The organism is Shinella sp. GW821-FHT11G07 (assembly GCF_058808115.1).
The window spans coordinates 84,778-97,820 of sequence record NZ_JBXARJ010000006.1 but is presented as its reverse complement, the minus strand read 5'-3'; the positions used below and the strand labels follow the sequence as shown (position 1 = coordinate 97,820).

Here is a 13,043-nt window from a genome sequence, read left to right as displayed (position 1 = left end):
CAGCCGGCTACTGGCTCGCCCAGATGATACGGGCGATCCAGTCGACATCGTCCATGTCGAAGTTACGGTTGGGATGATCCGGGTTCAGCGAGACGAGTTCGATCGTGCGCGGGCTCTGGCGGTGCAGCACCTTGGCCATGACCTCGCCCTCCCGGGTCTTCACGACGACGCGGTCGCCGCGCCGCACCTGTGCGCCGGGCTCGACGATCAAGACGTCGCCGTCGCGATAGAGCGGCATCATGCTGTCGCCCTGCACTTCAAGCGCATACACGCCCGCCTTGTGGGCCGGCGAGGCGGGAAACTCCACCACGTCCCAGCCCTGGCCGGCCGGAAAGCCGCCATCGTCGAAAAAGCCGCCGGCACCCGCTTGGGCGAAGCCGAGCAGGGGAATGGTGCCGGTCTGGGGAGGAAAACTGTCCTGCTGCAGGACGGCCTCGCGCACGGCATCGGTATAGGTAAAGAACTCGTCGATGGAGGCGCCCGTCGCGTCGAGCACCTTGGCGATCGATTCCGTCGAGGGCCAGCGCTGGCGGCCGTCCGCGCCCTGCCGCTTCGATTTGTTGAAGGATGTCGGATCAAGCCCGGCACGGCGGGCAAGCCCGGACGGGGAGAGCCGGTTGCGTTCGGCAAGGGCGTCGATCGCGGCCCAGATCCGGTCATGGGAGAACATGTTGTGTAACCCTGCCAAGGCGGCGGCCCGGCCAGTGCCGGTCCGATTGATCGGAAGCATAGCCAAGGACAGTTTGCGAGTAAAGAAAAAAGGATTATTTTCCTGTGTCGTTTTTCGCCTGATTTTCGGCTGCGCGCCTCCGCGCCACGATGCTTTCGCGCCAGATGGTGAAGATGCCGGCGGCCACGACGATGGCCGAGCCCGCAACCATGTTGATGTTCAGCGTTTCGCCGAAGATGCTGACGCCGATGATCGCCGCCAGCACGACCTGGAGATAGGTCAGCGGCTGGACGGCCGCGGCGTCGAGCAGGTCGTAGGCCCGGATCAGGAAGTAGTGGCTCGACATGCCGGTGATGCAGAGCAGCCCCATCCAGAGCCAGTCGACAGGGGCAAGATTGGTCCAGAAGAAAGGCCCGACGAGGGAGATCGCCGCGGCACCCGCCACGCCGGTGTAGAAGAAGCTTGTCGAGGCCGTATCATCCCGGCTGACAAGGCGCGTTGCGATTACATAAAGCGCAAATATCAACGCGGATGCGAGCGGCAGCAGCACGGAGAGGTCGAAGTCGGTGCCGGCGGGGTTAAGGATGACCAGCACGCCGCACAGGCCGACGCCGATCGCCGTCCAGCGCCGCCAGCCGACGCGTTCACCGAGCAGCGGCATCGACAGCAGCGCGACGAAGATCGGCCCCGATGCCAGGAGCGCCTGCGAATGGGCAAGGCCAACGGTGGTGAAGGCGGTGATGGTGATGACGATCTGAACGGCGAGAAGAATGCCGCGCAGGATTTGCAGGATCGGCCGCTTCGTCGCCGCCACGACTTTCAAACCACCCGGACTGCGTGCGCCCAACGCCATGGCGAAGGCGGCAAAAGCCCAGAAGCGCAGCATCGCGATAAAGACAGGCGGATAGGCACTGCCGAGATGTTTCGAAATGGCGTCCTGCAGGCTGAAGATCAGGATCGCAAGCAGGGTGAAGGCGTAGCCGAGTCGTTTGGAATCCATGGTCCGCGCATATACCCGTCCCGCCGTGCTTGCACGTGTAAACTTGCGCGTCACTGGACTTTTCGTGGTGGTTTACGAGGCGTGACGCCGTGGGTGGGAAAAATTTCCTCCCCGTGATTTCCTGCCACTTTCGCGGCGTCGAGCGGCGCGCTATCAAGGGTGAGGCGCGCCTTTGCCGCGCCGTCGAGGTTCATCCCGTGCACAAGACTGTTTCTTCCGGCATTCTACTGACGTTGTTTGCCTATTTCCTGTTTTCCGTGCAGGACGCTTCGGTGAAATGGCTCGTGGTGGCCCTGCCGGTCTGGCAGATCCTTTTCGTGCGCAGCGTCACGATCTTTGCGCTCTGTTTCGCCTTTGGCGGGCGCCCGATTCTCACGGCTGCGCGCCACTCGCCCGTGCTGAAGCCGCTTTTCCTGCGCAATCTCCTGCTGCTGGCGGCCTGGCTTTCCTACTATACGGCGGCGCGCGATCTCGGGCTCGCCGAGTTGACGACGCTCTATTATGCCTCGCCGATCGTCATGACGATCCTTTCCGTGCCGATCCTCGGCGAGAAGGTGCCGGGCTACCGCTGGCTTGCCGTCGCGACCGGCTTCGTCGGCGTCGTGGTCGCCTGCGGGGTCGCGGTGAAGGGGCTCGAACTGTCGCTGCCCGTCTATCTTGCCTTGCAGGCCGCCATCTTCTGGGCGATCGCGACGGTGCTTCTGCGCAAGACGGCCCTGCAGGAGCGCACGCAGGTGCAGATGACCATATCGAGCGGCCTGTTCGTCCTCTACACCGCCCTGGTCGTGCCCTTCGTCTGGCAGCCGATGTCGGGCCTTGACCTCGTGCTGATGGCTGGAACGGGCGTGCTTGCCGGCATCGGCCAGTTTGCCCTGTTCGAGGGCATGCGCCGCGCGCCGGTTTCCGTGCTGGCGCCCTTTGAATACACCTCGCTCGTCTGGGCTTTCGCGCTCGGCTATCTCATCTGGAGCGACGTACCCGGCTCGAACGTCTTCGCCGGTGCGGTGCTGATCTTTTCCGCCGGCTTGATCATCATCGCCACTGAGCGGTTCGCAGGGCGTTTACGGGTTCGCACATGAGCATTAAGGGGTGAAACAACCAAAAGATTCCCTGCTTTTCCGGCTTCGTCGGTTGCAAGCGGGCACTGTAACGATATTGTCGCCGTCCTGTAGACGGCGCTAACCGGGGGGTGGAATGCCGATATCGAACGCCGCATTCGTGCGCTCGACTATCATCCTGTTGATTGCAGGCATGATCTCGTTGCTCGGCATTGTCGGCACGTCGCTTTGGCTCGTCAGCAAGGTGCAGACCTATTTTGCCGAACTGATCGAGGTGCGCGAAGTTCGCAGCGCCGCTGCCGACCTGCTTTCGACCATTAAAGACGCCGAAACTGGTCAGCGCGGCTTCGTGATCACCGGCGAGGCGAATTTCAGAAAGCCTTACGATGATGCGCTGAAGGCCGTTACGGAGCGGCAGAGGTCACTTGAAGAAAAAGCGTCGCGCTTCCCCCATTATGCCGAGCGCACGCCTGACATAAGGCGTCTCGTCTCGGAAAAGCTCGTCGAACTCGCCGAGACGGTCGAGGCGGTCGCGCAAGGCGACACGGCCGAAGCCGTGGCGCAGGTCAAGACGGACCGCGGCCGCCTTATCATGGATGAGCTGCGCACGCAGCTGGGCGACATCATGGCCGATGCGGACAGGCGCCTGCAGGAGGGCGTCATCGATACGCTGTGGTCCGCAGGCGCGCTGCAATGGACGACGGTCATCGGCGCTATTGCCATCATCGGCGTGTTGGGTGGCGCTGCCGTCATTGTCGCCCAGTATACGCGCGACATCGTCGTCGCCCGCCGTGAAGTCGAGACGCTGAACGCCACGCTGGAAAAGCGCGTCGATGAGCGGACGGAGGAGCTGATCCGCGCCAACCAGGAAGTCCAGCGCTTTGCCTATATCGTCACCCACGACTTGCGCGCGCCCCTCGTCAACATCATGGGCTTTACCAGCGAGCTGCAGGCCTCGCTCTCCGCCATCCAGGGCTACGTGCTGGCCGACGAAAAGCCGCCGAGCGTGGACGATATTCTCGAGGCGCGCCGGGCCGTCTCCGAGGATCTGCCGGAGGCGATCGGCTTCATCCGCTCCTCCACAAAGAAGATGGACGGGCTGATCAATGCCATCCTGAAGATCTCGCGCGACGGGCGGCGCGAACTCAAGATCGAGCGCGTGGACATCAAGGCGCTCGTCGAGACGGGGGCTGCGGCGCTCACCCATCAGGTCAGCGAATCCGATGGCGAGATCACCATCGACGAAAAACTGCCAACCGTCATTTCCGACCGGCTGTCGCTCGAGCAGGTGTTCGGCAACCTGTTCGACAATGCCATCAAGTATCAAGCGCCGGATCGGCCGCTGCGCATTTCCGTCAAGGCGCGCAATGCGGGCCGGGCCGGCTTCTATATCGAGTTCACCGACAATGGCCGCGGCATCGCGCCGGAAGATCACGAGCGGGTCTTCGAACTGTTCCGCCGCTCCGGCACGCAGGACAGGCCCGGCGAAGGTATCGGCCTGGCGCATGTGCGTTCACTGATGCGCAATCTTGGCGGTGATATTGTCGTTAGATCCGAACTCGGGCAGGGGACGACCTTCGTGCTTCGTCTGCCGCCCGACCTCAGCAAAGTTGTCAGGAGTATGCAGGCATGAACGGACTGGGCAAGGAAGTCACAATCGTCATGATCGAGGACGATGAGGGCCATGCGCGCCTCATCGAAAAGAACATTCGCCGCGCAGGCGTGCACAACGAGGTCGTGCCCTTCACCAACGGCACGGAAGCGCTCGATTTCGTGCTCGGCAAGGATCGCTCGGGTCTCGCCAGCGCCGGCAGGTTCCTACTGATCCTGCTCGATCTCAACCTGCCGGACATGTCGGGCATCGACATCCTGCAGAAGATCAAGACCAACACCCACACCAAGCGCCTGCCGGTCGTCATCCTGACGACGACGGACGACGAGCGGGAAATTCAGCGCTGCTACGATCTCGGCGCCAATGTCTACATCACCAAGCCGGTCGAATACGAAAGCTTTGCGCATGCGATCCGCCAGCTCGGCCTGTTCTTCTCCGTGATCCAGATTCCCGAGACGCAGTAAATGAAGGAAGGCCCCGTCCGCATCCTCTATATCGACGACGACCCGATTCTTGCCCGGCTTGCGGAGCGCGCGCTCGGCCGCCTCGGTTATGAGGTGTCGCATGCGGAGGATGTGGAACGCGGCCGCACGCTTTTTGCCGAGGGCGGTTTCGATACGGTCGTGCTCGACCATTTCCTGAAATCGGGTACCGGCCTTGCCTTTCTTCGGGAACTTGCGGATGCGCCGGGTGCGGTTCCGGTCGTCTATGTGACGGGATCGAGCGATGCGCAGGTCGCCGTCGAGGCCCTGAAGGCGGGTGCGGCGGATTATGTCATCAAGTCCGTCGGCGACGACTTCATGCCGTTGCTCGCCAACGCGCTTGGCCAGGCGCTGGAGAATGCGGAACTGAAGCGTGCGAAGCTGAGGGCCGAGCAGGAAATCCGCACCGCCAAGGAGCGGGCCGAAGTGCTGCTCGCCGAAGTGAACCACCGCGTCGGCAATTCGCTGGCGCTCGTCGCGGCCCTGATCCGGCTGCAGATGTCGAGCGCGTCCGACGAGGCGGTGAAGGAGGCGCTTGCCGAAACGCAGGCTCGCATCACCGCCATCGCCGGCATTCACCGCCGGCTCTACACGTCCGAGGATGTGCGCAATGTTGACATGGGCGCCTACCTCTCGACGCTGCTGTCCGAACTCGACACCTCGATGAAGAGCCAGGGCCGCAACGTGCGCCTCAACCGCATGCTGGAGCCGTTGCATATTTCGACCGACCGCGCCGTCTCGCTGGGCGTGATCGTCACCGAACTCGTCACCAATGCTTTCAAATATGCCTATGGCGAAACGGGCGGCGAGGTGCGTGTCGGCTTCACCCGGCTCGATGCGCAAAACGCGCTGCTCTTCGTCGAGGACGATGGCATCGGCTGGCGCGGCGAGGGGCCTGTGCGCGGCACCGGTCTTGGCACCAAGATCATCGGCGCGATGGCGGGTAGCCTCGGCGCAAAGCTGGAATATGCCAATCGCCCTGCCGGCACGCGGGCGGAATTGCTGGTCCGCATGGGAGAGCCTTCCCGGGCGGCGTGAGTTTGTTTGCCCTGCAAGCAAAAGACCCGGATGCAAGGAACATCCGGGTCTTTAGGGAGGTCAGTAAGGATGCAGCTTATTTGCAGACCTTGATCCGCTTGATGACGACGTTGCCGTAGTAGTCGTAGGACTTCACCTTCTTGATAAAGCAGTAGGGCTCGTAGCCGTAGCTGTAATAGCCGGCCTGCGAGGGGGCAGCGAAGGAAACGGCTGCGACGAGGGCAACGGTGGCGGAAACGATGAACTTGCGCATGGGGTCTCTCCTGATCTCTGGTTGGGGATGAGCCTCTCTCATCCAGTGATCAGACTTTCCCACATCGCCCCGCACCGCGCTGTTCCGCATGGAACAGGCACCGTTGACGCTCGGCGCGGCTGACCTAGCTAGAAGGCTTTAATCTTCAAGGGAGCGTCAGGCATGGAAACGCAGGAACTCCATCGCGGCCGCCTTATCGACCACATCCAACTCGTCGTGCACAATCTGGCCGCCAGCCGCCGCTTTTACGAAGCGGTCTTCGACGCGCTGAAAATTCCAATCGGCGGCACGGGCGAGGACTACTTCTGGGCGGACGAGTTGTTCATCTCCAGCATCGACAGCGAGGCGGCCGCCGGCAAGCTGACCGGGCGGCATCACCTGGCCTTTCAGGCAGGAGATCAAGCCATGGTGAAGGCGTTTTACAAGGCCGGCCTCTCCGCCGGCGGCAAGGACAATGGCGGACCGGGCGAGCGGCCATACCATCCCGGCTACTTCGCCGCCTTCCTGCTCGATCCCGACGGCAACAATATAGAGGCGGTCTATCACGGCGAGGCAAAACGCAGCGCGCCGTCCGTGAAGATCACCTTCTAGGCGTCGTCGAGCGCAACGGTTTTCAGCGGCTTGCCGCCATCGATGAAGAGCTGTCCGCCGGCCGCGAGGGCTTTTGCGATCCGAGCCCGGGCACGACGGCCGGTCTCGGGGTGGCGCCCGTCAAGCGCACCGACGCGGATGGCAACGGCAAGATCGAACGGCATCTCGCCGGGTTCGAGCACGAAATCCTCGGCGGCGATACAGCGAAAAGCGAGACGGCCGGAGGCGATTTCGGCGGACGATCCGGCAACGGCCTGCCGGATGGCTGTTTCGGAACGGTCGATCGCCAGGACGTGGCCGTCGCCGATGCGGCGGGCGATCTCGCGTGCCATGGCGCCCGGGCCGCAGCCGATTTCGAGGATGCGCTGCCCCGGTTCAAGGGGCAGCGCATCGACGATTTCCAGGAGCCGGGGCGAGAGGTCCTGCGTCATCGTGTCGGGAAGGCGGCTCAGGCCGCCTTCTTCTCCTGCGGGGCGAAGCGGCTGTAGAAGGTCTCGCCCTTGGCGGCCATGTCCTTGAGCAGCGGCGTCGGCTGGAAGTGGCTGCCGTATTTGGCGGCGAGCTTTTCGCAGAGCGCGACGAAGGTTTTGACACCCATGCCGTCGATATAAGACAGCGTGCCGCCGGTATAGGGCGCGAAGCCGAAGCCGAGGATGGAGCCGACATCGGCCTCACGCGGATCGGTGACGATGCCCTCTTCCATGGTGCGGGCGGCTTCCAGCGCGATGGTGACGAGCAGGCGCTCCTTGATCACCTTGATGTCGACATCGTCCGCCTTCTGCTGCGGGTAGAGGTCCTTCAGGCCCGGCCAGAGCTTTTTCTTAGCCGGCTTCGGCGGGTAGTCGTAAAAACCCTTGCCGGCCTTGCGGCCAAGGCGACCTTCGCCTTCCACCAGCCTGGTCACCAGCTCCATATGGCGTGGGTCGACGGAGTCCGGACCGAGGTCGGCGATGGAGGCCTTGAAGATCTTGTAGGACAGATCGACGGCCACTTCGTCGTTGAGTGACAGCGGGCCGACCGGCATGCCGGCCATCTTGGCGGCATTCTCGATCATTGCCGGCGGCACGCCCTCGATCAGCATGTCATAGGCTTCGGCCATGTAGCGGAAGACGCAGCGGTTGACGTAGAAGCCACGCGTGTCGTTGACGACGATCGGCGTCTTCTTGATGGCGGCGACATAGTCGAGCGCGGTGGCAAGCGCCTTGTCGCCGGTCTCCTTGCCGAGAATGACTTCCACCAGCATCATCTTGTCGACCGGCGAGAAGAAGTGGATGCCGATGAACTGCTCCGGACGTTTCGAGTTTTTCGCAAGTCCGGTGATCGGTAGCGTCGAGGTGTTGGAGGCGAAGATGGCGTCTTCGCGCAGCACGGCCTCGATCTTCTCGGTGACCTCCTTCTTGACATTGCGGTCCTCGAAGACGGCCTCGATGACGAGGTCGGCATCGGCGAGGTTGGCATAATCCGGCGTCGGCGTGATCAGGGAGAGCAGCTTCTCGCCGTCCTCCTTCGATAGGCGGCCCTTGCCGATGGCGCCGGTGACGAGGCCCTCGGAATGGGCCTTGCCCTTGTCGGCGGCCTCCTGGTCGCGGTCAACAAGCACGACTGGAATGCCGGCAGCGGCAGTGACATAGGCGATGGAGGCGCCCATGAAGCCTGCGCCGACGACGGCGACCTTCTTGATCTCCGACTTCGGGACGCCGGCCGGGCGGCGCGCACCCTTGCCGAGCTCCTGCATGGAGATGAACAGCGACCGGATCATCGAGAAGGCTTCGGTCGTCTGGAGGATGTGCGTGAAGTAGCGCTGCTCGATCTTCAGGCCCGTCTCGAAGGGCACCTGAAGGCCTTCATAGACGCATTTGAGGATGGCGAGCGCGCCCGGATAATTGCCGGCGGTTTCGCGGCGCAGGATGGCGGGGGCAGCCGGCCAGAGCTGGGCGGAAGCGGGCGTCCAGATGCCGCCGCCGGGGGCCTTGAAACCCTCTTCGTCCCACGGCTGGACGGGCTTCAGGCCGTCCTTGATGAGCTGCTTGGCAGCCGGGATGAGCTGGTCGGGCTCGACCACCTGATGCAGGAGGTTCATTGCCTTGGCGCGCGCGGCCGTCAGCGACGAGCCGGTCGTCATCATCTGGAGGGCGTCCTGCGCATTGGCAAGGCGCGGCACGCGCTGGGTACCGCCAGCGCCCGGGAAGATACCGACCTTGACTTCCGGAAGCGCGATCTTGACGGACTTGGCATTCGAAGCGACGCGGCCGTGGCAGGCGAGCGACATTTCGAAGGCGCCGCCCATGCAGGTGCCGTTGATGGCGGAAACCCACGGCTTGCCGCAGGTTTCGAGCTTGCGGAACAGCCAGGTCATGCGGCCGGTGGCTTCAAACAGCTTTTCGACGGCGGTCGACGGATCGGTCGCTTTCGCGTCCTTCAGGAGGTCGAAGCTCGCCTTGATCATGGAGAGATCGGCACCGCCGGAGAAGGAGGATTTTCCAGAGGTGATGACCACGCCTTTGACGGTGCTGTCTGCCACCACCTGGTCGATGATCTTGTCCAGCTCGTCCATCACCTCGATGGTGAAGACGTTCATCGACTTGTCGGGCATGTCCCAGGTGACCAGCGCAATGCCGTCGGCGTCGGTCTCGATGGTGAAATTCTTGTATGCGCTCATGGTTTTCTCCCCCTCGGTAGAGAATGGGCTCAGTAGAGAATGGGTTCAATGTGCAGCGAGGCCTTGCCTCTGCCGCCATACGCCTGTTTCGTCGTGTTGATCGCAATGAGACGGCCGTCGCGCTCGAGGCGGATGGTGAAGCCCGGTGCGACCGCCTTGCGGAGCGCCGAGCGCTTCACCCGCATCGAAAAGCGGATGGAATGCCGGTTGCCCTTGCTGATGACCGTGGTCTGGGCGATGCGCCGTGCGGCCACATCCATGATGCCCTGCTCCTCGAGCCGGATCGTCAGCCGGCCGACCGGAACCGGACCGCTCGCCACATTGGTGACGGTGCCCGACAGCACGAAGCTATCGCTCGCCTCAGCGGAGGACGCGATGAGACCTGCCCCGATGAGGGTGAGGAAGCTGCGGCGGGTCGGGTTCGTCATGCTCAGACCCGTTCGATGATCGTCGCGGTGCCCATGCCGGCGCCGATGCAGAGCGTGACGACGGCGGTGTTGAGGTCGCGGCGTTCCAGCTCGTCGAGCACCGTGCCGAGGATCATCGCACCCGTGGCGCCGAGCGGATGGCCCATGGCGATGGCGCCGCCGTTGACGTTGATCTTGTCGTGCGGGATGTCGAAGGCCTGCATGTAGCGCAGGACCACGGCGGCGAAGGCTTCGTTGAGTTCGAAGAGGTCGATGTCGGAAAGCGTCATGCCAGCGCGGGCGAGCAGCTTTTCCGTGACGTCGACCGGGCCGGTCAGCATGAGGGCCGGATCGGAGCCGATATTGGCGAAAGCCTTGATGCGGCCGCGGGCCTTCTTGCCGAGAATGTTGCCACCCTCCTTCGAGCCGAGCAGCACGGCGGCGGCACCATCCACGATGCCGGACGAGTTGCCGGCATGGTGGACGTAGTTGATGCCTTCGATTTCGGGATGGGCCTGGATGGCGACGGCTTCGAAGCCGCCCATCTCGCCGGGCATCTGGAAGGAGGGGGTGAGCGAGGCGAGCGCCTGCATGTCGGTGCCAGGGCGCATGTGCTCGTCATGGGCAAGGATGGTCAGGCCGTTGATGTCCTTCACCGGCACGACGGCGTTCTTGAAGTAGCCTTTCTCCCAGGCGTGCGCCGCCCGCTTCTGGCTCTCGACGGCATAGGCGTCGACGTCGTCACGGGAAAAACCGTACTTTGTGGCGATGAGGTCGGCCGAGACACCCTGCGGCATGAAATAGGCCGGGAAGTTGACCGAGGGGTCCATGAACCAGGAGCCGCCCGACATACCGAGGCCGACGCGGGACATGCTTTCAACACCGCCGGCGATCACGATATCATCAGCGCCCTGGGCGATCTTCGCCGCACCAAGGTTGACGGCGTCGAGGCCGGAGGCGCAGAAACGCGACAGCTGAATGCCCGGCGCCTTGGTCGAATAGCCGGCCTCGAAGGCGGCAGCCTTGGGGATGACGGAGCCCGCATCCATGACGGGATCGACGCAGCCCATCACGATATCGTCGACCTTGGCCGTATCGAGCCCGTTGCGGTCACGCACCGCTTCCAGAACCTTGGCGGCGAGACGGACGGACGGCACTTCGTGCAGCGAACCGTCCTTCTTGCCGCGCCCGCGCGGGGTGCGCACATGATCGTAGATGAAGACTTCGGTCATTGATTTCTTCTCCCTAGCGGCGCGAAGCGCCTTAGAATTCGTGGCTCGCGGCTTGCGACTTTAGCCCCTCGCCCCGCAATGGGGGAGAGGGCGAAGCATCAGAATGCCTCTGCCGCCAGTTCCATCGTCGTGTCTGCGCCGGCCTCGATGCGGGTCTTGCGCAGCGTGGTTTCCGGCATCAGGCGCTCCATGAAGAACTTCGCCGTGATCAGCTTGTTCTTCAGGAAATCCTCGCGCTCGCCAGCACCATTGGCAAGGCCTTCTTCGGCAGCCTTGGCGATCTTGGCCCACATGTAGCCGACGACGACGAGGCCGAAGAGGTGCATGTAGTCGGTCGAGCCGGCGCCCGCATTGTCGGGCTTGGCCATAGCGTTCTGCATGAACCACATGGTTCCGGCCTGCAGGTCGTTCAAGCCCTTCTTGAGGCTCTTGGTGAAGGTGGCGAGCTTTTCGTCATTGCGGTTCTCCTCGCAGAAATCGCCGATTTCCTTGAAGAGGGTCATGACGGCGCGCCCGCCGTTCATGCCGAGCTTGCGGCCGACGAGGTCGAGCGCCTGGATGCCGTTGGCGCCCTCGTAGATCATGGCGATGCGCGCATCGCGCACATACTGGCTCATGCCGTGTTCTTCGATATAGCCGTGGCCGCCAAAAACCTGCTGGGCCATGACGGCGTGGTCGAAGCCCTTGTCGGTGAGCACGCCCTTGAGGATCGGGGTCATCAGGCCGAGGATGTCGTCGGCGGCCTGGCGTTCCGTCTCGTCGGCGGAGCGGTGGGCGATGTCGGATTTCAGCGCGGTCCACAGCGTGAAGGCGCGGCCGCCCTCGGTCCAGGCCTTGATGGTCATCAGCGTGCGGCGGATGTCCGGGTGCACGATCAGCGGATCGGCCTTGCCGTTGGGGTTTTTCACGCCGGAGAGCGAGCGGCCCTGCAGGCGCTCGCGGGCATAGCTCGCGGCGTTCTGGTAGGCGACCTCGGCAATCGACAGGCCCTGCAGGCCGACGCCGAGGCGGGCCTCGTTCATCATGACGAACATGGCGTTGAGACCCTTGTTCTCCGCGCCGATGAGGAAGCCGGTCGCCTCGTCATAGTTCATGACGCAGGTGGCGTTACCGTGGATGCCCATCTTGTGTTCGATCGCGCCGCAGGAGACGCCATTCTTGTCGCCCGGCGTGCCGTCGTCCTTGAGCATGAATTTTGGCACGATGAAGAGGGAGATGCCCTTGGTGCCCTCCGGTGCACCCTCGATGCGGGCAAGCACGAGATGCACGATGTTTTCCGACATGTCGTGGTCGCCGGCGGAGATGAAGATCTTCTGGCCGGAAATCTTGTAGGAACCGTCGCCCTGCGGCACGGCCTTGGTGCGGAGCAGGCCGAGGTCGGTGCCGCAATGGGGCTCCGTCAGGTTCATCGTGCCGGTCCAGGTGCCTTCCACCATCTTCGGCAGATAGGCGGCCTTCTGCTCGTCGGAGCCGTGCACGAGGATCGCGGCGATGGCACCCTGCGTCAGGCCCGGATACATGGTGAGCGCCATGTTGGCCGACGACATGTATTCGCCGACGGCGGTGTGCAGCACATAGGGCAGGCCCTGGCCGCCGAATTCTTCCGGAACGGCAAGACCCATCCAGCCGCCCTGGCGGTAGAGGTCGTAGGCCTCCTTGAAACCCTTCGGCGTCGTCACCGTGGCGTCGTCCTTGCGCACACAGCCTTCCTGGTCGCCCGAGAGATTGACCGGGAACAGCACTTCCTCGGCGACCTTCGCGGCCTCGCCGGCAATTGCCTCCACCATGTCTCCCGTCGCGTCGGCAAAGCCAGGCAGGTTGTTGTACCGCTCGAGCGCCAGAACGTCGTTCAGGATGAAAAGCGTGTCATTCACGGGGGCCTTGTAGATCGGCATTTTTCGCGTTCCTCACCTATCCCACGGACATGAGTCCGGTCCTTGGCGAGGAATACTATAAAACTTTGACGTTTGCGTAAACGTCAAAACGCAAAGAGCGGCGAATTTTTCATCGGGAGCGCGAAACGCGAGGTGGGAGCGACGGG

The 13,043-nt window shown here is 63.3% G+C and carries 13 protein-coding genes; 5 read left to right on the top strand and 8 right to left on the bottom strand.

Annotation, left to right across the window (positions count from 1 at the left end):
* Window positions 1-7 precede the first annotated feature (7 nt).
* Both AC1RT2_RS13445 and AC1RT2_RS13440 read right to left on the bottom strand, forming a co-directional pair.
* Window positions 8-670 carry a S24 family peptidase gene (locus tag AC1RT2_RS13445; protein WP_493102545.1) on the bottom strand — a complete coding sequence of 221 codons (663 nt, stop codon included), beginning with the start codon at window positions 668-670 and terminating at the stop codon, window positions 8-10.
* Window positions 671-764: 94 nt separating this feature from the next.
* Entirely contained in the window at window positions 765-1,670 is a 906-nt protein-coding gene (locus AC1RT2_RS13440) for a DMT family transporter (RefSeq protein ID WP_493102543.1), read from the bottom strand.
* A gap of 89 nt (window positions 1,671-1,759) precedes the next feature.
* Between AC1RT2_RS13440 and AC1RT2_RS13435 the strand changes: the two genes are divergently transcribed.
* The 4 genes from AC1RT2_RS13435 (at window position 1,760) to AC1RT2_RS13420 (ending at window position 5,860) form a co-directional block, all read left to right on the top strand.
* Window positions 1,760-2,749: a DMT family transporter gene (locus AC1RT2_RS13435; RefSeq protein ID WP_493102541.1), complete on the top strand. Its 990-nt coding sequence runs from the start codon at window positions 1,760-1,762 to the stop codon at window positions 2,747-2,749.
* 115 nt (window positions 2,750-2,864) lie between these two features.
* Window positions 2,865-4,361 carry a sensor histidine kinase gene (locus tag AC1RT2_RS13430; protein ID WP_493102539.1) on the top strand — a complete coding sequence of 499 codons (1,497 nt, stop codon included), beginning with the start codon at window positions 2,865-2,867 and terminating at the stop codon, window positions 4,359-4,361.
* Window positions 4,358-4,804: a response regulator gene (locus AC1RT2_RS13425; protein WP_069060116.1), complete on the top strand. Its 447-nt coding sequence runs from the start codon at window positions 4,358-4,360 to the stop codon at window positions 4,802-4,804. Before AC1RT2_RS13430 ends, AC1RT2_RS13425 begins: the two co-directional genes overlap by 4 nt.
* A complete protein-coding gene (locus AC1RT2_RS13420) occupies window positions 4,805-5,860 on the top strand; it encodes a sensor histidine kinase (protein WP_493102537.1) in 1,056 nt (351 codons plus the stop codon).
* A gap of 76 nt (window positions 5,861-5,936) precedes the next feature.
* Here the strand turns inward: AC1RT2_RS13420 and AC1RT2_RS13415 are convergent, their stop codons facing one another.
* Window positions 5,937-6,113: a hypothetical protein gene (locus AC1RT2_RS13415; protein WP_493102535.1), complete on the bottom strand. Its 177-nt coding sequence runs from the start codon at window positions 6,111-6,113 to the stop codon at window positions 5,937-5,939.
* Between the two features lie 162 nt (window positions 6,114-6,275).
* Here AC1RT2_RS13415 and AC1RT2_RS13410 point away from each other — a divergent pair, with 162 nt between their 5' ends.
* Window positions 6,276-6,704 carry a VOC family protein gene (locus AC1RT2_RS13410; protein WP_493102533.1) on the top strand — a complete coding sequence of 143 codons (429 nt, stop codon included), beginning with the start codon at window positions 6,276-6,278 and terminating at the stop codon, window positions 6,702-6,704.
* Here the strand turns inward: AC1RT2_RS13410 and AC1RT2_RS13405 are convergent.
* The 5 genes from AC1RT2_RS13405 to AC1RT2_RS13385 all read right to left on the bottom strand — a co-directional run bounded on the left by AC1RT2_RS13405 (window position 6,701) and on the right by AC1RT2_RS13385 (window position 12,897).
* Window positions 6,701-7,135, bottom strand: a complete 435-nt coding sequence (locus AC1RT2_RS13405) for an SAM-dependent methyltransferase (RefSeq protein ID WP_493102531.1) — start codon at window positions 7,133-7,135, stop codon at window positions 6,701-6,703. The genes AC1RT2_RS13410 and AC1RT2_RS13405 overlap by 4 nt on opposite strands.
* 17 nt (window positions 7,136-7,152) lie before the next feature.
* The gene (locus tag AC1RT2_RS13400) at window positions 7,153-9,363 is read right to left on the bottom strand and encodes an FAD-dependent oxidoreductase (protein ID WP_493102529.1); all 2,211 of its coding nucleotides are present in this window, start codon (window positions 9,361-9,363) and stop codon (window positions 7,153-7,155) included.
* A gap of 29 nt (window positions 9,364-9,392) precedes the next feature.
* On the bottom strand, window positions 9,393-9,791 hold the full coding sequence (locus AC1RT2_RS13395) for a YbaY family lipoprotein (protein WP_493102527.1): 399 nt from the start codon (window positions 9,789-9,791) through the stop codon (window positions 9,393-9,395).
* 2 nt (window positions 9,792-9,793) lie between these two features.
* Window positions 9,794-11,002 carry an acetyl-CoA C-acetyltransferase gene (locus AC1RT2_RS13390; protein ID WP_493102524.1) on the bottom strand — a complete coding sequence of 403 codons (1,209 nt, stop codon included), beginning with the start codon at window positions 11,000-11,002 and terminating at the stop codon, window positions 9,794-9,796.
* A gap of 98 nt (window positions 11,003-11,100) precedes the next feature.
* Window positions 11,101-12,897, bottom strand: a complete 1,797-nt coding sequence (locus tag AC1RT2_RS13385) for an acyl-CoA dehydrogenase C-terminal domain-containing protein (RefSeq protein ID WP_493102522.1) — start codon at window positions 12,895-12,897, stop codon at window positions 11,101-11,103.
* Between the last annotated feature and the right edge of the window lie 146 nt (window positions 12,898-13,043).

Bases quoted from the DNA above. Each gene is read 5' to 3' on its own strand.
- AC1RT2_RS13390 (WP_493102524.1), bottom strand. From the start codon at position 11,002: ATGACCGAAGTCTTCATCTACGATCATGTGCGCACCCCGCGCGGGCGC.
- AC1RT2_RS13385 (WP_493102522.1), bottom strand. From the start codon at position 12,897: ATGCCGATCTACAAGGCCCCCGTGAATGACACGCTTTTCATCCTGAAC.
- AC1RT2_RS13445 (WP_493102545.1), bottom strand. From the start codon at position 670: ATGTTCTCCCATGACCGGATCTGGGCCGCGATCGACGCCCTTGCCGAA.
- AC1RT2_RS13430 (WP_493102539.1), top strand. From the start codon at position 2,865: ATGCCGATATCGAACGCCGCATTCGTGCGCTCGACTATCATCCTGTTG.
- AC1RT2_RS13400 (WP_493102529.1), bottom strand. From the start codon at position 9,363: ATGAGCGCATACAAGAATTTCACCATCGAGACCGACGCCGACGGCATT.
- AC1RT2_RS13395 (WP_493102527.1), bottom strand. From the start codon at position 9,791: ATGACGAACCCGACCCGCCGCAGCTTCCTCACCCTCATCGGGGCAGGT.
- AC1RT2_RS13405 (WP_493102531.1), bottom strand. From the start codon at position 7,135: ATGACGCAGGACCTCTCGCCCCGGCTCCTGGAAATCGTCGATGCGCTG.
- AC1RT2_RS13410 (WP_493102533.1), top strand. From the start codon at position 6,276: ATGGAAACGCAGGAACTCCATCGCGGCCGCCTTATCGACCACATCCAA.
- AC1RT2_RS13425 (WP_069060116.1), top strand. From the start codon at position 4,358: ATGAACGGACTGGGCAAGGAAGTCACAATCGTCATGATCGAGGACGAT.
- AC1RT2_RS13415 (WP_493102535.1), bottom strand. From the start codon at position 6,113: ATGCGCAAGTTCATCGTTTCCGCCACCGTTGCCCTCGTCGCAGCCGTT.
- AC1RT2_RS13420 (WP_493102537.1), top strand. From the start codon at position 4,805: ATGAAGGAAGGCCCCGTCCGCATCCTCTATATCGACGACGACCCGATT.
- AC1RT2_RS13440 (WP_493102543.1), bottom strand. From the start codon at position 1,670: ATGGATTCCAAACGACTCGGCTACGCCTTCACCCTGCTTGCGATCCTG.